The sequence below is a fragment of the Agromyces seonyuensis genome (assembly GCF_009789225.1).
Taxonomy (GTDB): domain Bacteria; phylum Actinomycetota; class Actinomycetes; order Actinomycetales; family Microbacteriaceae; genus Agromyces; species Agromyces seonyuensis.
In genome coordinates, this window is record NZ_WSTA01000037.1 from 1 (window position 1) to 24318 (window position 24318).

A 24318-nucleotide genomic window follows, 5' to 3' on the forward strand; every position below is an offset into this window, starting at 1 on the left:
GGACGTGCCGCAGCGGTCCCGGCCGCCGTGTGGGGCGGCGGGCAGAACTCGGTCGGAGCGACCGCCTCGGGCTCGACGGCCGGCGCGGGCGCCGGTGCCGGGACCGCCCTGTCCGCACCGGTCGCGATCGGCACGGGCACAGCGCTCGTCGCGGTCATCGTGGCCGGCGTCGTCGCGTTCGCCGCGTTCGGCGACGACCGCGACCCGCAGCTCGCCGCACTGCCGCCGTCGGCCGTCGAGACCGGTCCCGCCGGGACGACGGAGGCCGATGCGCCGGCGCCTTCGACCGCGCCGGCCCCGCCGCCGACCGAGGAGCCCGACGAGCCGGTCCGACCGGACGAGCCCGTCGAGGAGACGGCCCCTGCGCCCGAGCCGACGCCGACGCCCGACGCAGCGCCGTCTCCCACGCCCGACGCCCCCGCGTCCTCGGCGCCGACTCCTCCGGCGGCGCCGCCTGCCGCTCCGACCCCGAGCCCGACGCCGACCCCGACCCCCGACCCCACCGAGCCGCCCGTCGCCGCGCCCGCGCCGCCCGAGGTCGTCGAGATCGACACCGCGCTGGGACTCGTGCAGCCGATCCTCCGCGGCCGGGGCGAGCCCGGCGCGCAGCTCGAGGTGCTGCTCGGCGGCACCCCGCTCGGTGCGACGAGCGTCGGCCTCGACGGCTCGTGGACCCTCGCCATCGGCGGGCTGGCCGGCGGCGATCACGTGCTCGAGGTGCGCCAGCGCGCCGACGGCGCCGCGCCGACGAGCGCGAGCGCGAGCGTCCGCCTCGAGGTGCCGCGCGTCGTCGTGGAGCGTCTGGGGATCGGCCTCGTCACCGTGACGGTCACCGGACGCCCCGGCACGACGGTGCGCCTCGCCAACGGGGCGCGCTCGGCCGACGTGCGCCTGGGCGCCGACGGCGAGGTGCGCGCGGTCGGCTTCGCGTTCCTGATCGACGCGGGCCGCACGAGCGCCCGGTACGTCGTCGGCGAGCGCCTCGGCGCGCTCGTGCCGGTCGAAACCCGGGGCTGATCGAGGCTGACTATCCTGGACCGATGATCTCCGCGCGCCTCGGCGACCGTCGCAACCACTGGGTGCTCACCCTCGTCTGCACCGACCGCCCCGGCATCGTGCACGCCGTCTCGGGGGCGATCGTCGCCGCGGACGGCAACATCACCGAGAGCCAGCAGTTCGCGAGCGCCGATACCGGCCGCTTCTTCATGCGGCTGCAGATCGAGTCCTCCGCCGACCGCGCCGACTTCGAGGCGCAGCTCGCCCCGGTCGCCGCGGAGCTCGGCCTCGACTGGCACCTCGACGAGGTCGGCCGCCCCGTGCGCACCCTCGTGCTCGCCTCGACCGCCGGCCACTGCGTCAACGACCTGCTCTACCGCCGGCACGCCGGGCAGCTCAACGTCGACATCCCGCTCGTGCTCTCGAACCACGGCACGCTGCGCGACCTCGTCGATTTCTACGGCGTGCCGTTCGAGTCGCTCGCCGTGACCGACCCCGCGTCGAAGGCCGCGTTCGAGGCCCGAATCCTCGCCGCCGTCGAGGAGCACGACATCGAGCTCGTCGTGCTCGCCCGCTACATGCAGATCCTCTCCCCCGAGCTCTGCGAAGCGCTCGCCGGGCGCGCCATCAACATCCACCACTCCTTCCTGCCGGGCTTCAAGGGCGCGAACCCGTACCGGCAGGCGCACGCCCGCGGCGTGAAGCTCATCGGCGCGACGGCCCACTTCGTCACGAGCGACCTCGACGAGGGGCCGATCATCGAGCAGAACGTCGTGCGCGTCGACCACGCGAACGCCGTCTCCGAGCTCGTGGCCATCGGGCAGGACGAGGAGTCGCGCACCCTCCGCCAGGCGGTGAAGTGGTTCGCCGACCGGCGCGTGCTGCTCGACGGCGCGCGCACGATCATCTTCCGCTGACCGACGCGGGCCGGGCCGTCGCCCGACGAGCGCCGGCAGCCCGTCCGCCCGCCGCGCACGCGGCCCGTGCTTCCCCGGCGAGACCCTCAGGATGCCCCGGGTAGGCTGTTGCGGTGCCAGGCAAGACCCCCGACTCCCCGCAGGCCGCGCCCTCGATGACCATCCGCGTCAACGACGTGGTGCGTTTCGTGCTCGAGATCGCCGCGTTCGTCATCCTCGCCCTCTGGGGCTTCTTCGCGTTCCCCCTGCCGTGGCCGGGCATCCTGATCGGCATCGGCGCACCGGTGTTCGCGATCCTGCTCTGGGCGCTCTTCCGCTCGCCGAAGGCGGTTTTCGCAGTCGACCCGTTCGTCAAGGCGCTCGTCGAGATCGCGATCTTCTCCTCGGCCGCGCTCGGCCTGTGGCAGCTCGGCCAGCCGATCCTCGCCGCCGTCTTCGCCCTCGTGGCCGCGGTCTCCGGCGTGCTCAACGGCCGCCGGGAGATCACCGAGTCCTGAGGCTCCCGCGCACGACGGAACGGCCGGCCCCGCGGATGCGGTGGCCGGCCGTTCGTCTTCGGTGCGGGATCAGGCGGTGAGGGCCGGCTCGCGTTCTCCCGCCGGCGACTCGGGCGCGTCCTCGAGGGCCGCCTCGCGGTCGGGCTCGGCGCCGCCCGCCGTCCGGAACTTGCCGATGACGGCGAGCAGCACGCCGCCGAGCGCCCACGCGCCGAGCACGAGCCACGGGAACGTCGTGTCGGCCTCCGGGAAGTACGAGAGGTCGCGCAAGAGTGTCGCGGAGGCCCCCGGCGGGAACCACTGGCCGACGGCGCCCCAGCCGCCCGGCAAGTACGAGGCGGGGACGCCGGCTCCCGAGATCGGGTTGGCGAAGAGCATCATGACGACCGGACCGACCGCGATGCCGGCTCGGCCGAGCAGCGCGACGGCGCCGATGATCGGGGCCCCGATCGCCGCGAGGGAGAGTCCGAACGCGGCGGCGTTCAGCCAGTAGTCGCCCTGGATGACGCCGAGCCAGCTCTGCATGATGCTCGTGAGCACGATGCCGCCGACCGCGGCGTAGACGACGAGGCCGGTCACGCGCCGCATCGAACCGACCACGGCGATCGAGAGCAGGATGCCGCCGAGCATGCCGCCGAGCAGGATCGGGAAGGACGCGGCGCTGAAGCCGAGGCCGTTGGGGTCGCTGTCGGCGTAGGGCACGACGTCCGTGACGGTGAGCGTCACCGCGGTGGCCTCCACCCCGGCGGCGGCCGCCGCGGCCTGCGACTGCGCGGTGAGAGCAGCCTGGAGCGGGGTCGCGAGCCCCTTCACGACGGCGCCGACCGAGCCGGACGCCGTGGCGGTGAGCAGTTCGGGCTCCTGCCCGACGACGATGGCGCCGACGACGTCGCGCTGCTCGATCGCGTCGACGGCGGCGTCGCGGTCGTCGAGGACGGTGAAGTCGAGCAGGTCGCCCGTCTGCTCCTCGAGGCCCGACTGCAGTGCGGAGACGGCGGCCTCCGGGCCGACGAGGGCGACGGGGACGTCCTTCGGTTCGGCGGTGACGGCCGGCCAGGAGAACGCGAGCACGACGATCGCGACGAGGGCGGCGAGGCCGACGGCGAGACCGACGACTCTGCCGACGGGGTTGTGGGGGGTGCGGTGCGGCGCTGCGGCGTCGACGGTGCGTGCGGCCATGGTGGCGCTTCTCTCTCAATTCAAAACGAATGTTCGTTCTTTTTTATCAGATCCCGGCTGAAACGCAACCCGGCTGCCTACACTTGGCCCATGCCCAAGGTCTCCGCCGCGTACAAAGCCGCCCGCCGCGACGAGATCATCGACGCCGCGCTGCGCTGCGTGCAGCGCGACGGCTACCGCGGCACCTCGATGGCCGCCGTCATCGCCGAATCGGGCCTCTCGGCCGGTGCGATCTACGGCCACTTCGCCGGCAAGCAGGAGATCCTCGTCGCAGTCGCCGAACGCGTGCTCGCCGGCCGTCAGGCCGACCTCGAGGCGGCGCGGGTCGACGGACAGCCCCTCTCCCCCGCCGCACTCGTCTCCGCGCTCGTCGGCGGCATGCGCCTCGAGAAGGCCACGAGGGTCATCCCCCAAGTCTGGGCCGAAGCGGCCGTCGACCCGGAGATCGCCGAGATCGCCGGCCGCATCTTCCTGCGCGTCCACCGGCTGCTGCGCACGGAGCTCGCCGCCTGGGCGGCCGCGGAGCCCGGTCGCGTCGACGGCGATCCCGGCGCATGGGCCGACCTGGTCGTGCCCGCGGTCATCGCCGCCGTCCCGGGCTTCCTCGTGCAGCGCGCGATCCTGCCGCAGTTCGACGAGGACGCCTTCATCGCCGCCCTGCCGCTCGTCTACCGCGGCTGACGCGGCGCGCGCGACGCGGCACGTCCGCTCCGTCGACGCGGTCCGCCCGGACCTCGGGCGGAGCGGCCCCGGACGCGGACGGCGCGGCCACGTACGCCGACGGCCCCCGCGCAGCGCGCAAGGGCCGTTCGGTTCGACTCAGACGCCCTGCCAGGCGGGCTTGTTCGCCCACGCGTAGCGGTAGTAGTCGGCGTACGCGAGCTGCGATGCCGCGGCCTCGTCGACGATGACTGTGACGCGCGCGTGGAGCTGCACGGCGGAGCCCGGCATGCTCGCAGTGAGCGGACCCTCGACGGCGGCCGCGACCGCCTCCGCCTTGCCCTCGCCGAAGGCGAGCAGCACGAGGTGGCGCGCCCGGAGGATCGTGCCGAGCCCCTGCGTCACGCAGTGCACGGGCACCTCGTCGAGCGAGTCGAAGAAGCGCGCGTTGTCGAGGCGCGTGCGCTCGGTCAGCGTCTTCACGCGCGTGAGGGAGGCGAACGACGAGCCCGGCTCGTTGAAGCCGAGGTGACCCGTGCGCCCGATGCCGAGGATTTGCAGGTCGACTCCGCCTGCGGCGTCGATCGCCGCCTCGTAGTCCTCGCCCGCGGTGCGGATCGTCGCCGGGTCGCCGTTCGGCACATGCACGAGCTCCGGCGTGAGCCCGAGAGGTTCGACGACCTCGCGGGTGATGACGGAGCGGTAGCTCTCCGGATGCGTCGCCGGCAGGCCGACGTACTCGTCGAGCGCGAAGCCGCGCACCTGGGAGACGTCCAGGCCCGTCGCCGCGATGCGCTCCGCGAGAGCGCGGTAGGCGGGCAGCGGGGTCGACCCGGTCGCGAGTCCGAGGACCGCGTCCGGCTTGCGGGCGATGAGCTCGGCCGCGGCGTCCCCGTAGAGCGCACCGGCCTCCTCCGGGTTCCCGACGATGACTACTTCGGCCACGAGGCACCTCCCACGAGCGCCGCTCCGACTGCAGCTGCACGCGAGCGGCACAGCGCCGCTCGGACTGACATCACTTCGGCCACGAGGCACCTCCCACGAGCGCTGCGCCTACTGCTGCTGCAGGGAACCCGCTCGGAATGACCTGCACCCGGTCGGGGAGGTCGATGGATCCGAGGAACGGCGAGTTCGCCGCCCACTCCGACAGTACGCGGCGCACGCCGCTCTTCAGGGGCTCGCCGAGGGCGGCGAGGCCGCCGCCGATGACGACCGAGTCGACGTCGGCCGTGAGCACGAGGATGCGGACCGCCGACGCGACGCCGGTGAGGAACCGCTCCCGCACCTCGACCGCGTCCGGGCGCCCGTCTGCCGCGAGCCGGAAGAGCTCGCGCGCCGGAAGCGCGTCGGTCGAGGGCCACATGCGTGCGAGGCCCTTGCCCGACGCGACGGTCTCGAGGCAGCCGATCTGGCCGCAGGGGCACTGCGCACCCGCCGGGTCGACGGGGATGTGGCCGATCTCGCCGGCGATGCCGTGGCCGCCGCGCAGGAGCTTCCCGTCGAGCAGCACGCCCGCCGCGAGCCCCGTGCCGAGGTTCAGGTAGGCCATCGAGTCCCCCGCGGCACCGCGCTCGGAGAGCAGGTGATGCGCGCCGAGCGCGGCCGCCTTGACGTCGTTCTCGATACGCACCCGCACGCCGAGCCGGCGTTCGAGGACGGGACCGAGGTCGAGTCCGCCGAGCCCGAGGTTGACGGCGTGCCGCACGTGGCCGCGTTCGGAGTCGACCGCGCCGGGGATGCCGATGCCGATGGTCGTGAAGCCGTCGACGGGGAGCCCGGCGAGCTCCGTCATGCGTTCGACGGTGTGCAGCACGGTGGCGACGACCTCCTCGGCGCCGAAGCCCGTGGGCATCCGCACCTGGTCGCTGAGCTCGCCGTCGCGGCCGAGCACGACGGCGGCGGTCTTCGTGCCGCCGATATCGATGCCGAGCCGCACGCCGCGGTCCTCGACGGCCGGTGCGGGGGCGCCGCCGGCGCCGATGTCGATGCCGAGTTTCATGGCTGCTCCCCCTCCCCGGGCGCGTCGCCGAGCGTCCACCCCTCCAGCGCGGCGAGGAACGCCTCGCCGACGAGCCGGGACGAGCCGAACGTGGCGATGTCGGCGTAGGCGAAGTCCGGCGACGGCCAGCCGAAGTCGACGGCGACGACGTCGCCGCGCACGGCGCGCAGGCCGTCGACGGCGTCGCGGGCGAACGCGTGCCGGTGCAGGTCGCGGCCGACGACGAGCACGGGCCCGGTCAGCGCACGGGCGTCCTCGAACGCGGGGGCGTCGGCCGCGAGCACGAGCGTGTCGGCGTCGGCGAGCGAGCGGGGCGCGGCGGCATCCTGGGCGAGCGCCGCGAACGGCCCCCAGGGCGCGGCGCCGACGGCGATGTTCGCGACGGTCTCGACGCCGACGAGCGTGCCGACGCGTCCGGCCTCGGCGAGTACGCCGGGCACGGCGTCGGCGACGCGGAACGAGGCGCCGACGCGCGAGCGCTCGTCGGAGGCGGCTTCGACGTCGAGGTCGAGCTCCTCCCCCGGCGCGGGCACGGCAGCGGGTGCCGGCAGTCCGGCGGCGAGGGCGCGCACGCGCGCGGCGGCCTCGGCCACTCGATCGGCGGACAGCCGGCCGTCGGCGACGGCCGACAGGACGTGGGCGGTGATCTCCTCGAGCTGCGGCCCGGTGTTCGCGGTACCGATGCAGAGCAGGTCGCAGCCGGCGTCCAGCGCGCGCACGGCGGCCTCGGGGATGCCCGTCTCGCCGGAGGCGCCGTGCATGTCCAGCGCGTCGCTCACGATGACGCCGTCGAAGCCGAGCTCGTCGCGGAGCATCCCGAGGATCGTCGGGGAGAGCGTAGCGGGCCGGTCCGCATCGAGCTGCGGCAGCAGGATGTGGCTCGTCATGACGAGCTTCGCGCCGGCCTCGATGGCCGCGCGGAACGGCACGAGCTCGCGCTCGCGGAGCGTCTCGAGGGGCAGGTCGACGATCGGCAGCCCGAGGTGCGAGTCGACGGCGGTGTCGCCGTGTCCCGGGAAGTGCTTCGGAGTGGCGGCCACGCCGGCCGTCTGCACGCCGCGCGTCCACGCGGCCGCGTGCCGGCCGACGAGCTCGGGGTCGGTGCCGAACGAGCGGGTGCCGATGACCGGGTTGTCGGGGTTGGAATTGACGTCGACGTCCGGGGCGAACGTGACGTTCGCGCCCACGGCCCGCAGCGCCCGGCCGACGCGGTCGGCGACCGCCGCGGTGACCGCGACGTCGTCGATGCGCCCGAGCACCGCGGCGCCGGGGAACGGCGAACCGATGTCGTAGGCGAGGCGGGTGACTTCGCCGCCTTCCTCGTCGATCGCGACCACCGCATCCGGGTTCGCCGCACGGATCGCCGCGGTGAGCCGCGCGACCTGCGCGGGGCGCTCGACGTTGGTGCCGAAGAGGCACACGCCCCCGAGGCCCTCGCCGAGGAGGCCGAGGAGCCACTCCGGCGCGGTCGGTCCGACGAAGCCCGGCAGCAGGCACGTCAGCGCGTCCCGGCGGAGGCTCGCGGCCGCGTCGGGGGTGTTCGCTCCGGTCATCCCTTGACCGCGCCGCTCACGAGGCCGCCGACCATGCGTCCCTGCACGAAGAGGAAGAAGATCACGACGGGCAGTGCGATGAGGGTCGAGCCGGCCATGACGGCACCCCAGTTGGTCGCCTCGGTCGCCGACTGGAACGAGTTCAGCCACGGCGGGAGGGTGAGGTTGTAGCCCTGGAGCAGCAGGAGCGCCATCGTGAACTCGTTCCACGACTGGATGAAGGCGAAGATGCCGGTCGAGACGAGGCCCGGTGCGAGCAGCGGGAAGGTGACCTTCCAGAACGCCTGCGCCTTGGTGCAGCCGTCGATCTGCGCCGCCTCCTCGAGGTCGGCCGGGACGCCGGCGACGAAGCCGCGCAGGGTCCAGATCGTGAACGGCACGACCGAGGCGAGGTGCACGAGGAAGAGGCCGAACAGCGTGTTCACCAGCTGCCAGCTGTCGAGCATGTTGAACGTCGTGTACATCATCGCCTCGCCGGGCACCATCTGGACGATGAGCACGGAGATGATGAAGACCCAGCGGCCCTTGAACGCGAAGCGCGCGAGCGCGATCGAGGCGAGGAAGGCGAACAGCGCGCAGACCACGACGACGGCGAGCGCGACGCCGATCGAGGCGCCGAGGCCGTGCACGAAGTCGGTCTGGCCGGGCGCGGCCTCTCGGGTCCAGGCGGTCACGTAGTTCTTCCACGTGAACTCGACCGGGAAGAACGCCGGCTCGCGGCTGATGATCTTCTGCGGCGGGGTGAACGACATGTTCACCATCCAGTAGACGGGGAACACCGAGCACGCGATGACGATCGCCGCGATGGAGTTCAGGGCGACGCGCGTCCAGACGTTGCGCGGCCGGAAGGTGCGGCCGCGGCCCTTGGGGCGCTTCGTCTCGATGGAGTCGACCGGGGAGGCCGCTCCGGCGGCGAGCGCCGGTGAGAGCTGCGTGGTCACAGTGCCTCCTCCTTGAGGGTGCGGCGGACGTTGAAGTAGGAGAGGGCCATGAGCAGGATCAGCATGATCACGCCGATCGCGGCGGTGACGCCGAACTCGCCCATGCCCTGCCGGAAGATGTAGGTCGGCAGCACGTTCGTCTCGGAGACGAGCCCGCCGCGCTGCTGCAGCGCGTACACCTGCGTGAAGATGCGCAGGTTCCAGATCGTCTCGAGCACGAGCACCGCGGTGACGACGCTCGAGAGGTAGGGCATGACGATGAACCGGAAGCGCTGGAAGCCGCCCGCGCCGTCGAGCTGCGAGGCTTCGAGGACTTCGTCGGGCACCTGGCCGAGGCCGGCGTAGAACGTGAACGCGGCGAACGGGATGCCCTGCCAGGTGACGATGAGGATCAGCACCATGAAGAAGGAGAACGGGTTGTAGAGCCACTGGTGGTCGGTCCAGTCGTTCGACCGCGTCAGCACGTTCAGGATGTAGTTCGCGACGCCGTACTTGGTGTCGAACATCCAGCCGAAGACGACGGTCGCGGCCAGCGGCGGCATCGCCCAGGCCAGCAGGAGCGAGATCGAGACGGCCGTGCGCCAGCCCTTGGAGAGGCGCCGCATCAGCAGGGCGAGCAGCATGCCGCCGGCGGTGATGAGCGCGGTCAGGATGACCATGAGGGCGATCGAGCGCGCGAGGACGGCCGGGAAGTCCGACTGGGTGAAGATCTCGAGGTAGTTGTCGAAGCCGACGAAGTTCGGCGCCGTGCCGAGCATCTTGTTGCGGATGGCCTCGTCGGTGAAGCTCGTGACGATCATCTTGATCGTCGGGTAGCCGACCATGACGGCCAGCAGCACGACGCTCGGGGTGAGCAGCAGCCAGGGCGCCCACGGGAAGCGGCGCCCGCCGCGGCGGCCGGGGCGGTCGGCCTTCGTCGAGCCCGACGTGGCCGTCGCGCTCGGAAGCGTTGCAGTCATGACTGCTCCTTGCGAAATCTGGGGGGGGTGCCGCGCGGGCGGCGGTGGAACCGGGGACGGACCGTGCGGGGCCCATGGCGAAGGGGACGGAGCGGGCGCTCCGCCCCCTTCGCACAGCTGGATCAGCCGTTGAGGATGTCCTCGATCTGGCCGTCGAGCTCGGCCGCGATCGCGGCGACGTCACCGCCGTTGGCGATCTTGACGAGCGCCTCCTGGATGATCTGCGCGCCCTCGACCTCGGCCCACTTCGGGGTGGTCGGGGTCACCTTCGAGTTGGCGAGGGCCGTGGCCTGCGCCTTGGCGACGGGGGTGTCGGGCAGCGACGAAGCGGCCGACTCGACGCCCGGGGTCAGGCCGCCCTCGGCGAGGAGGGTCTGGTAGCCGTCGGAGGTGATGATCTGGAGGGCCTTCTTGGCCATCTCCGGGCTCTTCGACTTGGTCGCGACGCCCATGTTCGAGCCGCCCGCGAAGATCGGGGCGGTCTCGCCGGCCTCGAGGCCGGGCAGCGGGAACGCGTTGAGGTCGGCGCCGTAGGTCGAGGCGCAGCCGGGGTTCTCGGCGTCCTCGGGGGCGTTGATCGACCACTGCACCCAGGCCGGGGCGGAGAGGAAGACGACCTCACCGGCGCAGAAGGGAACCTGCGGGTCGGTCTCGTCGCCGTCCTTCGCCGCGTTGGAGGCGTTGGTGTAGACCTGCTGGAGCTGCGTCAGACCCTCGATGCCGCCCTCGCTCGAGAAGCCGGCCTTCCACTCGTCGCCCTCCTGCTCGGCGATGAAGCCGCCGTGCGCCCAGACGTAGGGAAGGGCGTTGTACCAGTCGCGGCCGGGCGCGTAGATGCCCGAGACCGTGTCGGTGTGGCGCGCCTCGCCGGTGGCGACGTACTCGTCGAGGGTCTCCGGCAGCACGGTGTCGCCGAGGATCTGGTCGCTGTAGAAGACGATGCGGCCGCCGGCGTAGTACGGGGCGGCGTAGAGCGTGCCGTCGTACGTGGCCGAGTCCTGCAGGCCGCCCAGGAAGTCGTCCGGCAGGTCGACGTCGTCGAGCGGGAGGAAGAGGCCCTGGTCGGCGAAGGACGCCGTCTGGGTGTTGCCGACCTCGACGACGTCGGGCGAGTCGTTCGACTGGAGCGCGGCGGCGTAGGTGTCGCTGACGTCGGCCCAGGTCTTCTCGACGATGTCGAGCGTCCAGCCGTCGTTCTCGGACTCGAAGGTGTCCTTGAGGTAGTCACGGGCCGTGTCGGGGGTGTCGGTGCCGACGACCCAGACGGTGATGGTGCCGCTGTCGGCCGTGGTCTCTTCTGCGCTGCCGCCGGCCGAGCAGCCGGCCAGGGTCAGCGCGGCAACGGCGCCGAGCGCCGCGATGCCGAGTTTCCGCATTGCCTTGTGTTCCTTTCATCATTGGAAGGTGGCCGGCGAGCCGCCGACACCCCTGGTGCGCTGGGATCCCGTTCGGGAAGTGCTGTTACGAGACCCCGAGTTGTCCGGACAGGACCATGACGGCCGCGCCGCGGAGGACGATGTCCTTGCCGTGCGCGGTCATCCGGAGCCTCAGATCGCGGGTGAGTTCCGCCATCGTCCGGTTCCGGAGCGTGTCGGCGGTGGCGCCCAGGAGCGCACCGCCGAGCAGTTCCTCGGGCCCGCTCACGACGAGCTCCGAGAGATTGAGGGCGCCCACGACGGGCGCGAGCACGATGCCGAGGCGACGCCCGGCTTCGCGCAGGACGGCCTCGCGGGCCTCTTCGCCGTCGGCGGCGGCGAGGCGCGCTTCGAGGCGCGGCACCGAGAGCCAGGTCTCCAGGCAGCCTTCCTTGCCGCAGGCGCAGGGGGCGCCGCCGTCGGTGCCGACGACGACGTGGCCGATCTCGCCGGCCGCCCAGGCGGACCCGAAGACGAGGCGGCCGCCGAGCACGACGCCCGCGCCGACGCCTCGGCCGACCGTGACCACGAGCAGGTCGTCGGATGCGGTGCCGCGCAGTTCGGCGAGGGTCGCGGCGTTCGCGTCGTTGCCGACGTGGACCGGCAGTCCGGTCGCGACCGCGACGCGGCGCTGCAGGTCGACCTCGCGCCAGCCGAGGTTCGGGGCGGAGTGGACGACGCCGACACGGTCGACGACACCCGGCGAACCGATGCCGATGCCGAGCACGGGGGCGTCGGCGAGGGCCTGCAGTCGGACGAGGACGTCCAGGACGAGCTCGACGACGGCGTCGCCGGTCGCGCCGTCGAGCGGGAGCTCGATGCGCTCGAGGACGTTGCCGTCGACGTCGACGACGGCGCCGCGCACGAGCGAGTGCTCGGAGAGGTCGACGGCGAGGATCCGGTGGGCGTCGCGGGCGAAGTCGATGAGGGTCGCGGGCTTGCCGGGACGGGCGTCCTCGCGGTGGCCGAGTTCGACGATGAGGCCTTCGGCGATGAGCTCCGCGACCAGATCGGAGACGGTGACGCGGGTGAGGCCGGTCTCACGGGCGAGGTCGGCGCGGGAGGCGGCGCCGCCGGCGAGGAGGGTCTGGAGGACGAGAGCGCGGTTGTGGGCCCGGGCGTGCTCCGGGAGCACCTTCGCGGTGGGCCGGAGGGCCCGCCCGACGGTGAAGCCGGCGTCGCTGCGCGCGGTGTCCGGCGTCATCGCCGGTCCGAGCTGGGAGTCCGTGGTCGTCACGTTTGTTAGTAAAGCTTACGAACAAACAGCGCACAAGCTCGGATGTTCGATTGCCCCGCTCGTTACCGATTCGTGATCGAGGCCGTCGCGACGGGCATCCGGAGACGGGAACGGGCGGCGGGGCCGAAGCCCCGCCGCCCGTCGATCGGCTCGGATCAGGCGGTTCCGCTCACTCCGCCACGAGCCATCCGTGGCCCGGGTGGCCGAAGCGCGGGAAGTCGACCGCGAACGGCGCCGACGTCGCGGTGACCGCCGGATAGCCGGCCTTCTTCGCCGTCACGACGACCGTGAGGTCCTTCTCGTCGAAGCGCGGCAGGAGCACGAGCTTGGAGAAGACGCCGCCCCAGATCGGCTGCCCGTCCGCGTACCACTGGTACGTGTACGAGAGGCCCTCGACGTCCCACGTGCCGGGCTTCGCGGTCAGCACGGCGCCGAGGCGGTTGCTGCCCGAGATCGTCGGCACGGCGGTGTTGACCGGCGCGACCGGCGCCGAGACCGAGACGACCGTCTCGGCCCCGCCGTCGCCGACGCGCACGACGCCGAGGTACTCGCCGGCAGCGAGGCCCTTCCACGACGCCGAGACCGTCGTCTCCTTGCCCTCCTTGACCTTCACGGGGTTCGGGGCGACGGTGAAGTCGCCCTCCCCCTCCGCGCCGAGCTGGAGCAGGGTGAAGTCGAACGGCACGTCGACGCCCGTGTAGACGTCGACCAGCACGTAGTACTTGCCCGCGGCCGGGTCCGACAGGTCGACGCGCTCGTCGGCCGAGCCCGTGGCCGACTGCCACAGGGCGGTCGCCACGAGGCGTCCCTGCGCGAAGGCCGCGTCGTCGAGCTTGTAGACGGAGAGGTCGAGGTCGGAGACCGACTCGTCGAGGAGCGAGTCGACGTCGAAGCGGGCGAGCGCCTGCCCGTCCGCGACGTCGACGAGCCACTCGTACTCCGGGTCGGCCGAGGTGTTCGAGCCGATGCCCGAGTGCTCGCTCGTCTCCCCGTAGGGGTCCGGGAGCAGCACGCCCTTGGCGAGGCCGAGGGTGGTGATCGGCAGCGCGCCGTCGCCCGCCGACACGATCGGCAGCTTCACGGAACCGTCGACGCCGAAGCCGGCGACGGCCTCGGGCACGACGGCCGTGACGGGCTGCACCGCGATCGGGCTGCGCACCGAGGTGTCGCCGCTCGTCCAGGTGAGGGAGCCGGTCGCCCACTCGTCGAGCGGCGCGTCCGTGCGGTCGAACTTCACGGTGAAGCTCTTCGACTCGCCGGCCTTCAGCCGCAGCGACTTCGGCGAGACCGTCGTCTTGACGCCGGCCAGGCCCGAGATCGACGCGCTGAACGTGCCGTCCTGCGTGGCCGTGACCGTTCGGGTCACCGTCTCCGGCGCCGTGAGTTCGCCCACCGAGATCGACGCGAGGTTGAGGTCGCTCGCGGCGACCGGCTCGACGCCGAAGTCGTACGCGCCGATGCCCTGGACGTACGCGGCCCAGTCGCCGATGTCGTTCAAGTAGAGCAGACCGGGCTCGAAGAACCGCGTCGGATCGACGTGGCCGGCGCCCTGCGCGAACGGGTCGGTGACGGTCTCGCCGGTCTCCGAGAGCGTGTCGTAGGCGGTGGTCATCATCGCCGACTTGATCTCGGCCGGCGTCGCGTTCGGACGCTCGCCGAGGTAGAGGGCTGCGAGGCCCGCGATGTGCGGCGCCGCCATCGACGTGCCCGACATGAACGTGTAGGCGCTCTCGGCGCCCTCGGGGTTCGCCGCCGCCGCGAGGATCGCGACGCCCGGCGCCGAGATGTCGGGCTTCAGGATGTCCGCGCCGTCGACGACGATCGGGCCGCGCGACGAGAAGCCGGCCACCTGGGGCGTCGGCGTGTCGATGCCGCTCGTGTTGTCGGGCGTGAGGGAGACCGTGGCGCCCGGAGTGGCCGCGTAGGCCGAGAGGGCGGCCCAGTAGGCGTCCGAGATGTGGATCGTCGGCACCGAGTGGGTGTCGGCGTCGAGCGAGCCCGGCGTCGAGTTCACGAGCACCACGCCGATGCCGCCGGCACGGGCGACCTCGGCCGACTTGGCGACGCGGTCGTACGTGCCGCGCTGGCAGAGCACGATCTTGCCGGCGGCCAGCGCCGGGTCGAGCGAGCCGGGGGCGCAGAGCAGCGCGTCGGCCGCGACCTTGCCCGCGAGGCGCACGTCGTCGGCGCGCACCAGGTCGCCCGAGAGGGGCTCCCACACGGTCGTCGAGGCGCCCGGGTACTTCGCCCCGTCACCCGTGGTCGCCGTCGCCTCGTAGGAGGGGATGGTCGACGCCGCGACGGTCGTGATCCACGGCGACGAGTTGTCGAGCGTGGAGGCCGACGGGCCGCTGTTGCCGGCCGAGGCCGAGACGAAGATGCCGGCCGCGGCGGCGTTGAAGAACGCCTGGTCGGTCAGCTCGAACGTCGAGGATGAGGTGCCGCCGCCGATGGAGAAGTTGATGACGTCGACGCCGTCCTGCACGGCCGCGTCGATGCCCGCGAGGAGGTCGGTCGTGGTGCAGCCGTCGTCCGTGGTCGCGGCCGGGTTCTTGCCTTCCCAGCAGACCTTGTACGCGGCGATCTTCGCCGCGGGCGCGACGCCCGAGATCGTGCCGTAGTCGTGGCCCGCGAGGGTCACGGGCACGTCGGCGTTGCCGGCCGCGGTCGAGGCGGTGTGCGAGCCGTGGCTGGCGCCGTCGCGCGGCGAGAGGTACTCGCCGATCGCGGTCGAACCGATGTTGGCCGCGCCGAAGCCCTGCACGAAGTAGCGGGCGCCGATGATCTTCGTCGAGCAGTCGTCGGCGGCGAACTGGACGCCGCTCTGGCAGACGCCGGTGAAGGTGGAGCCGTCGGCCTTGTCGAAGACGATCGACGAGCCGTCGAGGTAGGGCTCCGCGCTCGGCGAAGTGCCGAGCGCTTCGCCGGCGAAGGAGGCGTTCTCCGGCGCGATGCCGGTGTCGAGCACGCCGACGACGACGCCCTCGCCGGCGGCTTCGGCGCCGCCGACGGCGGCCCAGACGCCGTCGTCGCCGCTCAGCCCGAGGAAGTCCGTCGAGGGCACGGCCGTCGGCTTGAGGAGCTCGTCGGGGACGAGGCCGACGACCTTCTCGTCGCGCGCGAGCGCCGTGATCTGGGTCGTGTCGAGCTCGGCCGAGAACGCGTTGAGGGTGAGGCTGTAGGACACGCCGACCTCGGCGTCGACAGAGGCCGCGACGTCCTCCTGCTGCGACTCGAGGTAGCCGGCGTACTCCTCGACGTGGGCGTCCTCGGCGTCGAGCTGCTCGCCTTCGACGGGAGCGGTGGCGGCGTAGCCGGTCACGCCGCCGTCGTAGGCCGCGGCCGCCGCGTCGTCGAGGACGACGATGTAGCGGCCGGGCTCGAGGCCGGACGTGTCGAGCTCCGTGCGCTCGGCGCCGATCGCAGCTGCAGGGGCTGCGAATGCGACGAGCGCCGTGGATGCGAGTGCTGCGCCGGCGACGGACGCGACGGCGCGGAGGCGCCGCCGTCCGGGTCGGCGCGCGGGGTCGTTCAACTCCACTGGTGATCCTCTCGGGACGTGAGGTGCCCCCCAAGTGGGGGACGAATGGCAGGCAGGCTACCGCACGGGAGACGCACGGGTGTTTCACATCTGCTGTCGGGTTGTTGCCACGGCATCAACTCGCCAGTTCGCAGGTTCGACGACCGGTCCAGACCGGCCGGGATGTTGATGTGGTTTACAAAGCCGTTACCCGAGTGAAATCCCCCGCGACACGTGACGCGCTCGAATGAGCAGGCACCCGAAATCCCGGCGCCGTCGCCCGACGGCCCTCCGCCGTTCCCTCACCCGAATCGAGAGCTTCCGCATGCCCACCGCATTCCGCCGCACCGCAGCCCTGGTCGCACTCGCCGCAGCCGCAGCGCTCGGCCTCAGCTCCTGCTCCGCCGCCGACGCCGAGTCCGGCGCGGCCGACGCCGCAGCCCCCGGCGAGACCGTCACCGTCAAGGTCGGCACCCTCCGCGGCCAGCCGCACTTCTACCACCCGTTCCTCTACGAGCAGTTCGCCCCCGAGGGCGTCGAGTTCGAGGTCGTCACCCTCGACACGACCCCCGCGCTCAACGACGCCCTCGTCTCGGGCACGGTCGACTTCGCGATCACGGGCGTCACCCCGACCATCTCCTCGATCGCACAGGGCCGCGACCTCAAGATCGTCGCCTCCGCGGCCGACGGCGGTTCGGGCTTCATCGCGAACGAGTCGATCGACTCGATCGAGGACCTCGTCGGCAAGAAGGTCGGCTACATCCAGGGCAGCGCCCAGGAGGTCGCCATGCGCCTCACGCTCGAGGCCGCCGGCGTCGACCCCGCCGACGTCGAGCTCGTCGTCGTCCCCGTCCCCGACATGGCGGGCACCTTCGCCAACGGCAGCATCGACGCCTTCTTCGGCGTCGAGATCGGTGCGTCGATCGCCCTCCAGAACGGCGGCCACGAACTCGCCGACCCGTACGACACCCCGATCGGCAAGGTCAACATCGGCCTCGTCACCACGGGCGAGCTCATCGAGTCCGACCCCGAGCTCGTGCAGGAGGTCGTCGACACCCACGTCGCGACCGTCGACTACATGCAGGAGCACACCGACGAGTGGCTGCCCGAGATGGTGGCCGAGTTCGGCGGCGACCAGGCGATCCTCGACCTGGCCATCGAGAACTTCTGGATGCGCAGCGACCTGTCCGAGGAGTACCTCGGCCAGCTCGACGCCCTCGCCGCCGAGATGGCCGAGCTCGGCCTGATCGATGAGGCACCGGCGTCCGCCGACCTCGTCGACGCCGAGTTCCTCACCGCCTCCTGACCCGGCCCGCGGGCGGGCGGATCCCGATCCGCCCGCCCGCGGCCAGCATCCGATCGGAGCGAACATGACCGACGCAGAGACCGCCACGACCACCGCCCCGGCGGAGACCGCGGATGCCGCCCCCGCGACGCCGGGCGCCGTCCCCCCGCCGACGACGACGAAGCCCGGGCGCCGCTCGCGCCGGGGCGGCCGGCTGCAAGCCGTGCTGCTCGCCTTCCCCGTGCCCATCGTCTTCGTGCTGGTGTGGCAGCTCGGCGTCGTCTACGAGTGGGTGCTGCCCTTCGGCATCCAGATGGGCTTCCTGCCCTACCCGCTCGAGGTCGCCCAGACGCTGCTCGGGTACGCGATCCCCGCCTTCGGCGACGACGCGTTCGCCGGCAAGCTCTGGCCGGATCTCGGCGCGAGCGTCCTGCGCGTCCTCAGCGGCTTCCTGCTCGCGTCCGTGCTCGGCATCGTCCTCGGCGTGATCATGGGCCGCAGCTACGTCGTGAACTCGCTGTTCGACCCGTTCATCAACCTCTTCCGCCCGATCCCGGCGACCGCGTGGGTGCCGCTCGTCGCCCTCATCATCGGCGTCGGCGACCAGTCGACGATCTTCCTCATCACGCTCTCGGCGTTCTTCCCGATCGTGCTCGGCGCCGCCAGCGGGGCGCGTCAGGTCCCGCCCCGCCTCCTCGAGGCGTCCCGGATGCTCGGCGCCGGCCGCCTGCAGCAGCTCGCCGGCGTCGTGGTCCCGGCCGCCGCCCCCGCGATCGTCAACGGCCTGCGCGTCGGGCTCGGCCTCGCCTGGGTCGTGCTCGTGCTCGGCGAGACCGTCGGCGTCGACACGGGCCTCGGCGCCACCATCACGATGGCGCGCAACATCGTGCGCACCGACCTCATCGTCGCGGGCATGATCTGCATCGGCCTCGCCGGATTCCTCTCGGACCGGCTCCTCTCCCTCGTCTTCCGCCTCGCGTTCCGCGGGCGTCCGCTCGTCAAGTGAATCGAGGCACCATGTCACGCAACGCCGAAGTGCGATTCGCCGATCTCGCCAAGCGCTACGAGTCGCCCGACGGCGACGAGGTGCTCGCCCTCGCCGACGTGGACCTGTCGATCGCCTCCGGCGAGTTCGTCGCGGTCGTCGGCGCCTCCGGGTGCGGCAAGTCGACCCTGCTGCGCATCCTCGCCGGCTTCGAGGAGGCCAGCGAGGGCGAGGTGAGCGTCGGCGGCGTCCCGGTGCGCGGCCCCGGCCCCGACCGCGGCGTCGTCTTCCAGGACTACGGGCTCTTCCCCTGGCTCACCGTCGCCGAGAACGTCGGGTACGGGCCCCGTCGCCGCGGGGCGAAGCGGGCGGATGCCCGGGCGCTCGCCACCCGCTTCCTCGAAACCGTCGGCCTGACCCGCTTCGCCGACCGCTACCCCGGCCAGCTCTCGGGCGGCATGCAGCAGCGCGTGGCGATCGCGCGGGTGCTCGCGAACGACCCGTCGGTGCTGCTCATGGACGAGCCGTTCGGCGCGCTCGACGCGCTGACGCGCAGCGAGCTGCAGGTCGAGCTGCGCCGCATCCACCGCGAGACGCAGACGACCGTGCTCTTCGTGACGCACTCGATCGAGGAGGCCGTCTTCCTCGCCGACCGCGTCGTCGTCATGACCGGCGGCGCCGCGCACGGCGTGCCCGGGCACATCTCGCGCGTCGTTCCGGTCGACCTCGCCGGCGCGCGCGACGTGACGAGCGCCGAGTTCAACGAGATCAAGCGCGAGATCGCCGACCTGGTGCACGCGCCCCGCGAGACGGTCTGACTCCCCCACCCCGTCGCGTCTCGACGAGCGGGCCGGATGCCACGGGCATCCGGCCCGCTCGTTTTCCCCGTTGTCCCGCGGAAGCCCGCGGGTCTACGGTGATCCCGAACGCCGCCCTCGGGCGGCGGAGCTCCGCCGAACTGCTCGTCGGACCGCGCTCGCCGCGGTCGGCGTCCACGAACTGCACGACACCGAGCGGGACCGGCCACCGTCGCCGGCCCGCATCCCTCGTTTCCCGCACCGTTCGAGAAAGGCAGCATCATGAGCGAGAACGCCACCCTCCCCCCGATCGTGCTCGTGCACGGATTGTGGATGACCCCCTCCAGCTGGGACACCTGGGCCGAGCGCTTCCGCGCCCGCGGTCACGAGGTGATCGTGCCGGGCTGGCCCGGCATCGACGACCGGGAGCCGGCCGACGTGCGCCGCGACCCGAGCGCGCTCGAGAACGTCTCGATCACGGAGATCGTCGACTCGTACGACCGGATCATCCGAGCGCTGCCCGAGGCGCCGATCATCATGGGGCACTCGTTCGGCGGGATCTTCATCCAGATGCTGCTCGACCGCGGGCTCGGCGTCGCGGGCGTCGGCGTCGAGCCGGGGCAGCCGGCCGGCGTCCTGACCCTGCCGTTCTCGACGCTGCGCACCGGCCTGCCGATCCTCGCCAACCCGTTCGGCAAGGCCAAGGCGAGCCCGCTCAGCAAGGCCCACTTCCACTACACCTTCGGCAACGACCTCTCGCGGGCCGACTCCGACCTGGAGTGGGAGGCGAGCGCCGTGAACTCGGTCAACCGCGTGTTCTTCGAGGGCGTCCTCTCGCTGCCGCAGCCGAAGTCGGGCATCACGCGGGTCGACTTCGCGAAGGCCGACCGCGCGCCCCTGCTGCTCATCTCGGGCGAGATCGACCATGTCGCCCCGCCCGCGATCCAGCGGGCGACCCTGCAGCACTACGAAGCGGGGCCGGCGCTCGTCGAGCAGATCGAGTTCCCCGGGCGCACCCACCGCATCGTCAGCCAGGAGGGCTGGGAGGAAGTGGCCGACTACGCCCTCGACTGGGCGCTCGAGCACGCGCGGCCGGTGCCGGACGGGGCGACCGCCGAGCCGGCCGCCGCTCCCCCGGAGTCGACCACCGCTCCCTGAGCGATCCGCCGGCGCCCGGTGGCGGCCGGAGCGCGTCGGAGACGCGGAACGGGCCGGATGCCCAAGCGGCATCCGGCCCGTTCGCGCGAGCGTCGCGGCGATTACGCGGCGAGGCGCTCCTTGAGCGCGGCCGAGATCGAGCCGAGGAAGACCTCGGTGGTCTCGTAGGGCTGCTCGGGGCCGACGAGGAGCGCGAGGTCCTTCGTCATGTGGCCGGCCTCGACGGTCTTGATGACGACGTCCTCGAGGGTGTTCGCGAAGTCGATGAGCTCCTGGTTGCCGTCGAGCTTGCCGCGGTGCGCGAAGCCGCGGGTCCAGGCGAAGATCGAGGCGATCGGGTTCGTCGAGGTGGGCTTGCCGGCCTGGTGCTGGCGGTAGTGGCGCGTGACGGTGCCGTGGGCGGCCTCCGCCTCGACGACCTTGCCGTCCGGCGTGGCCAGCACGGAGGTCATGAGGCCGAGCGAGCCGAAGCCCTGCGCGACGGTGTCGGACTGCACGTCGCCGTCGTAGTTCTTGCAGGCCCAGACGTAGCCGCCCTCCCACTTGAGCGAGGAAGCGACCATGTCGTCGATGAGGCGGTGCTCGTAGGTGAGGCCCGCGGCGTCGAAGCGCTCCTTGAACTCCGTGTCGAAGACCTCCTGGAAGAGGTCCTTGAACCGGCCGTCGTAGGCCTTCAGGATCGTGTTCTTCGTCGAGAGGTAGACCGGGTAGTTGCGGTCGAGGCCGTAGTTGAGCGACGCGCGCGCGAAGTCCTTGATGGACTCGTCGAGGTTGTACATGCCCATGGCGACGCCGGCGCCGGGCGCCTGGAAGACCTCGAACGACTGCGGCTCGGAGCCGTCCTTCGGGGTGAAGGTCATCGTGAGGGTGCCCTCGCCCTCGAACTTGAAGTCGGTGGCGCGGTACTGGTCGCCGAAGGCGTGACGGCCGACGATGATCGGCTTGTTCCAGCCGGGCACGAGGCGCGGGATGTTCGAGATGATGATCGGCTCGCGGAAGATCACGCCGCCGAGGATGTTGCGGATGGTGCCGTTGGGCGAGCGCCACATCTTCTTCAGGCCGAACTCCTCGACGCGGGCCTCGTCGGGGGTGATGGTGGCGCACTTGACGCCGACGCCGTGCTTCTTGATCGCGTTGGCGGCGTCGACGGTGATCTGGTCGTCCGTCTCATCGCGCTTCTGGATCGAAAGGTCGTAGTACTCGAGGTCCACGTCGACGTACGGGTGGATGAGCTCGTCCTTGATGGCCTGCCAGATGATGCGCGTCATCTCGTCGCCGTCGAGCTCGACGACGGTGCCTTCAACCTTGATCTTGGACAAAAGGATGTCTCCTTGTTCATGCGGGAGGGGAAAACGACCGGAGCCGATCGTGCGGGCCGCCGTCCACGATACCCCGCCTCCCTGGGTATCTCGACATCGAGAGAGTTGGCACCAAATCGACGGAGACGTCGCCCCACGATGCGGTTAGTGTGTTCGCATGGCGGACCTGCGACTGGAAGAACTGAACGCGTCGAACATCGTCGCGGCGAACGCGCTCACGCTCAAGCCCGGTCAGGCCCAGTTCGTCATCCCCGAGACCTACGCCGCCGAGACCGTCGTCCCCGACCCCGAGAGCGCCTGGCAGCGTGTCGCGTTCGAGGACGAGAAGGTCGTCGGCTTCATCCACGGCAACTTCGACCCCGACAACGTGCACGAGGAGTTCCGGGCCTGCATCTGGCGCATCAACGTCGACGCGGCCGCCCAGGGCCGCGGCGTCGGCCGCCAACTCACCCTCGCCCTCGCGGAAGAGGCCAAGCGCCGCGGCGTGAACCGCATCACGGTCATGTGGGAGTCGGGCATCGACGGCCCCGAGGCCTTCTTCCACCGCATCGGCTTCGTCGACATCGGCATCAGCGCCTACGGCGACGTCATCGGCGCCATCGAGCTCTGAGCCCGGGCCCGCCATGCCCCGGCCCGGCGATCCCCGCATCCGGATGACCCGGCGCGGCGCCGCGGGCGAACCGACGCCGCCGCACCGCGACGACGACGACGCGGAACCGGTCGGCGACTTCGGCGACGCGGTGCTCGCCCTCGTGGCCGACATCCCGCCCGGCCTCGTGCTGACCTACGGCGACGTCGCCGCCCTGCTCGGCACGCGCGCCGCCCGTGCGGTCGGCACGATCCTCGCGCGCTCCGGCGGCACGGTGCCGTGGTGGCGCGTCATCCGGGCGAGCGGGCTGCCGCCCGCGGGCCACGCGGAGGCGGCGCTCCTCAACTACGAGGCCGAGGGCACGCCGCTGCGGCCGTACGAGGGGCCCGAGGGCTACCGCGTCGACCTGCGCGCCGCGCGCTGGCGGCCCTGAACCGGCTCCGGCTCCGGCTCCGGCTCCGGCTCCGGCTCCGGCTCGAGCGACTCAGACGGCCGTGCCCGGCGGCAACGGGATCTCGGCGCGGATCGTCGTGCCGTGGGCGCGCTCGCTCTCGAGAACGAGGGAGCCGTCGGCGGCCTCGACGCGGTCGCGCATGCCCATGACGCCCGAACCGTTGGGGTCGACCCCGCCGACGCCGTCGTCCCGGACGACGAGGTGGAGCATCCCGCCCGCCGCCCACGCGCGCACCCAGACCCGGCTCGCCTGCGCGTGCTTGGCGATGTTGGCGAGCGCCTCGGCGACGACGAAGTAGGCGGTGGACTCGACGAGCTCGGGCAGCCGGCCGTCGGCCTGCACCTCGACGTCGACCGGCACGGGGCAGCGGCCGGCGAGCTCGGGCACGGCGAGTGAGAGGCCGCCCTGCGAGAGCAGGCTCGGGTGGATGCCGTGGGCGAGCTCGCGCAGCTCCCGCAGCGCCTGGCCGAGCTCCTCGATGGCGATCTCGAGGTCTTCCGCGAGACCGGCCGAGCCCGCCGACGCGGCGGCGTTCGCGATGAGGCGCAGCTCGAGGCCGAGCGAGACGAGCCGCTGCTGCGCGCCGTCGTGGAGGTCGCGCTCGACGCTGCGCTGCGCGCGGGCGGCCGCCTCGACGATGCGCAGGCGGGACTCGCGGACCTGCGCGAGCGTGCGCTCGACCTCCGAGCGCAGCCGCCCGTTGTCGACGGAGAGCCGGAGCGCGCTCGAGACGCCGTCGAGCAGGCGCGCGTTGTCGGTGAGCACGCGGTCGTGGCGGATGACCGCGAGCGGCCGTCCCCCCGGCGCGGCGACGGTGAGGTACGAACGGTCGGCGCCCGCCGCGCCCGCGTCGCGCGGGAGGACGTCGCCGCTCGCGCGCTCGTAGCGCCCGTCCTCGTCGGTCCACCAGTAGACCTCGAGCGAGTCGTCGCGGAGCACGCGGCGCAGCGACTCCTCCCACACGAGCCGGTCGGCGCCCTCGCGCGTGATGCGCATGAGGTCCGCGACGCGCGCCCGGAGGTTGTGGAGGTGGTTGATGCCCGACACGTAGGCGACGGGGATCGTCGCGAGGGCGATGAGCGAGATCGTCGAGAGGACCTGGTCGAAGGTGCGGTCGACGGCGTAGCTGAGGGTCTGCACGGCGAGGGTCGCGATCCAGGCGAGCAAGGCGGCGGGCATGAGGAACGCGACCGTGCGGCTCGGTGTCGTGCCGCGCATCCACTGCACGAGCTGACGTACCGCGACCATCGCCATGAGCGCCGTGCCGACGACCCGGTAGCCGACGTCGAAGAAGGCGAACAGCCACGGGGCATCCGCCACGAGGTAAGCGTTCGGGGCGCATGGCGCAGCACCGCACGGCGTCGTGGAGCCCTGGGCGAGCAGGAGCACCGCGATGAGGTTCACGGCGCTCGCGATGACCGCCGTGCGGGCGACGAACCGCTCGAGCCGGCTGGTGATGCGGCCCGCGGGGTAGAGCATCACGATGATGCCCGCGATGAGCGCCCACGACAGATCGATGCCGCGCACGATCGGCCAGAGCCAGCCCAGGCCGCCGATGACGGCGTAGAAGGTCTGCGGGACCCAGGCGAGCGCGAACAGCACCATGAGCCGCGGGGGCAACCGCGAGTCGGGGTCGATGCGCCAGGAGACGGCCGCCGAGATCAGGAACGCGAGCGGCACGAGCAGGTGCAGGGTGAACCAGGCGGCCTCCGGGCGGTCGGCCTCGGGTGTGGCGATCCACCCCGAGAACTCCATCGCGAGGCTCAGGGCGGCCGCGACGAGCAGCACGGTCACGCGGGCGGGCGTGAGCGACCGAGGATGCTCGGCGGTGCGGTAGGCGGGCGCCGTGATCACGCCG

At 72.3% G+C, this 24318-nt stretch carries 20 protein-coding genes and 1 pseudogene; 10 read left to right on the forward strand and 11 right to left on the reverse strand.

Going from position 1 to position 24318, the window contains the following annotated elements; translation table 11 throughout:
• From GB864_RS09525 to GB864_RS09535, 3 genes and pseudogenes are all read left to right on the forward strand, one after another.
• Positions 1 to 1017, forward strand: a pseudogene (locus GB864_RS09525) (hypothetical protein); the annotation flags it as partial.
• 23 nt (positions 1018 to 1040) lie between these two features.
• Positions 1041 to 1913, forward strand: coding sequence for a formyltetrahydrofolate deformylase (gene purU / locus GB864_RS09530; RefSeq protein WP_160424423.1), 873 nt, complete (start codon positions 1041 to 1043; stop codon positions 1911 to 1913).
• A gap of 113 nt (positions 1914 to 2026) precedes the next feature.
• Positions 2027 to 2410, forward strand: a complete 384-nt coding sequence (locus tag GB864_RS09535; RefSeq protein ID WP_336603943.1) for a YrdB family protein — start codon at positions 2027 to 2029, stop codon at positions 2408 to 2410.
• Positions 2411 to 2479: 69 nt separating this feature from the next.
• Here the strand turns inward: GB864_RS09535 and GB864_RS09540 are convergent, their stop codons facing one another.
• Positions 2480 to 3589: a hypothetical protein gene (locus GB864_RS09540; protein ID WP_160424424.1), complete on the reverse strand. Its 1110-nt coding sequence runs from the start codon at positions 3587 to 3589 to the stop codon at positions 2480 to 2482.
• 90 nt (positions 3590 to 3679) lie between these two features.
• Here GB864_RS09540 and GB864_RS09545 point away from each other — a divergent pair, with 90 nt between their 5' ends.
• A complete protein-coding gene (locus GB864_RS09545) occupies positions 3680 to 4270 on the forward strand; it encodes a TetR/AcrR family transcriptional regulator (RefSeq protein WP_160424425.1) in 591 nt (196 codons plus the stop codon).
• 138 nt (positions 4271 to 4408) lie between these two features.
• Here the strand turns inward: GB864_RS09545 and GB864_RS09550 are convergent, their stop codons facing one another.
• From GB864_RS09550 to GB864_RS09585, 8 genes are all read right to left on the reverse strand, one after another.
• A complete protein-coding gene (locus tag GB864_RS09550; protein WP_160424427.1) occupies positions 4409 to 5194 on the reverse strand; it encodes a glucosamine-6-phosphate deaminase in 786 nt (261 codons plus the stop codon).
• Between the two features lie 70 nt (positions 5195 to 5264).
• Positions 5265 to 6248 (reverse strand): ROK family protein, encoded by a 984-nt coding sequence (locus GB864_RS09555; RefSeq protein ID WP_202107121.1) that lies wholly within the window; start codon positions 6246 to 6248, stop codon positions 5265 to 5267.
• Positions 6245 to 7801 (reverse strand): glycoside hydrolase family 3 protein, encoded by a 1557-nt coding sequence (locus GB864_RS09560; RefSeq protein WP_160424429.1) that lies wholly within the window; start codon positions 7799 to 7801, stop codon positions 6245 to 6247. The genes GB864_RS09555 and GB864_RS09560 overlap by 4 nt, the downstream gene beginning before the upstream one ends.
• Entirely contained in the window at positions 7798 to 8685 is an 888-nt protein-coding gene (locus GB864_RS18505; protein WP_336603945.1) for a carbohydrate ABC transporter permease, read from the reverse strand. Before GB864_RS18505 ends, GB864_RS09560 begins: the two co-directional genes overlap by 4 nt.
• 53 nt (positions 8686 to 8738) lie before the next feature.
• Positions 8739 to 9701 carry a carbohydrate ABC transporter permease gene (locus GB864_RS18510; protein WP_160424431.1) on the reverse strand — a complete coding sequence of 321 codons (963 nt, stop codon included), beginning with the start codon at positions 9699 to 9701 and terminating at the stop codon, positions 8739 to 8741.
• A 122-nt stretch (positions 9702 to 9823) separates the two neighbouring features.
• Complete coding sequence (locus GB864_RS09575) at positions 9824 to 11077, reverse strand: extracellular solute-binding protein (protein WP_160424434.1); 1254 nt, start codon at positions 11075 to 11077, stop codon at positions 9824 to 9826.
• A gap of 85 nt (positions 11078 to 11162) precedes the next feature.
• On the reverse strand, positions 11163 to 12320 hold the full coding sequence (locus GB864_RS09580; protein WP_160424470.1) for an ROK family transcriptional regulator: 1158 nt from the start codon (positions 12318 to 12320) through the stop codon (positions 11163 to 11165).
• 202 nt (positions 12321 to 12522) lie between these two features.
• Positions 12523 to 15894, reverse strand: a complete 3372-nt coding sequence (locus GB864_RS09585; RefSeq protein ID WP_160424436.1) for a S8 family serine peptidase — start codon at positions 15892 to 15894, stop codon at positions 12523 to 12525.
• Positions 15895 to 16198: 304 nt separating this feature from the next.
• Between GB864_RS09585 and GB864_RS09590 the strand changes: the two genes are divergently transcribed.
• From GB864_RS09590 to GB864_RS09605, 4 genes are all read left to right on the forward strand, one after another.
• On the forward strand, positions 16199 to 17179 hold the full coding sequence (locus GB864_RS09590; protein ID WP_160424437.1) for an ABC transporter substrate-binding protein: 981 nt from the start codon (positions 16199 to 16201) through the stop codon (positions 17177 to 17179).
• 64 nt (positions 17180 to 17243) lie between these two features.
• A complete protein-coding gene (locus GB864_RS09595; RefSeq protein ID WP_160424440.1) occupies positions 17244 to 18164 on the forward strand; it encodes an ABC transporter permease in 921 nt (306 codons plus the stop codon).
• 11 nt (positions 18165 to 18175) lie between these two features.
• Positions 18176 to 18961, forward strand: coding sequence for an ABC transporter ATP-binding protein (locus GB864_RS09600; RefSeq protein WP_160424441.1), 786 nt, complete (start codon positions 18176 to 18178; stop codon positions 18959 to 18961).
• Between the two features lie 261 nt (positions 18962 to 19222).
• A complete protein-coding gene (locus tag GB864_RS09605) occupies positions 19223 to 20098 on the forward strand; it encodes an alpha/beta hydrolase (protein WP_160424443.1) in 876 nt (291 codons plus the stop codon).
• A gap of 101 nt (positions 20099 to 20199) precedes the next feature.
• Here GB864_RS09605 and GB864_RS09610 read toward each other — a convergent pair whose 3' ends face one another.
• The gene (locus tag GB864_RS09610) at positions 20200 to 21417 is read right to left on the reverse strand and encodes an NADP-dependent isocitrate dehydrogenase (protein WP_160424445.1); all 1218 of its coding nucleotides are present in this window, start codon (positions 21415 to 21417) and stop codon (positions 20200 to 20202) included.
• A 157-nt stretch (positions 21418 to 21574) separates the two neighbouring features.
• Between GB864_RS09610 and GB864_RS09615 the strand changes: the two genes are divergently transcribed.
• Positions 21575 to 22027: a GNAT family N-acetyltransferase gene (locus GB864_RS09615; protein WP_160424447.1), complete on the forward strand. Its 453-nt coding sequence runs from the start codon at positions 21575 to 21577 to the stop codon at positions 22025 to 22027.
• Between the two features lie 43 nt (positions 22028 to 22070).
• Entirely contained in the window at positions 22071 to 22439 is a 369-nt protein-coding gene (locus tag GB864_RS09620) for an MGMT family protein (protein WP_160424450.1), read from the forward strand.
• Between the two features lie 51 nt (positions 22440 to 22490).
• Here GB864_RS09620 and GB864_RS18960 read toward each other — a convergent pair whose 3' ends face one another.
• Complete coding sequence (locus GB864_RS18960) at positions 22491 to 24314, reverse strand: ATP-binding protein (protein ID WP_160424452.1); 1824 nt, start codon at positions 24312 to 24314, stop codon at positions 22491 to 22493.
• Between the last annotated feature and the right edge of the window lie 4 nt (positions 24315 to 24318).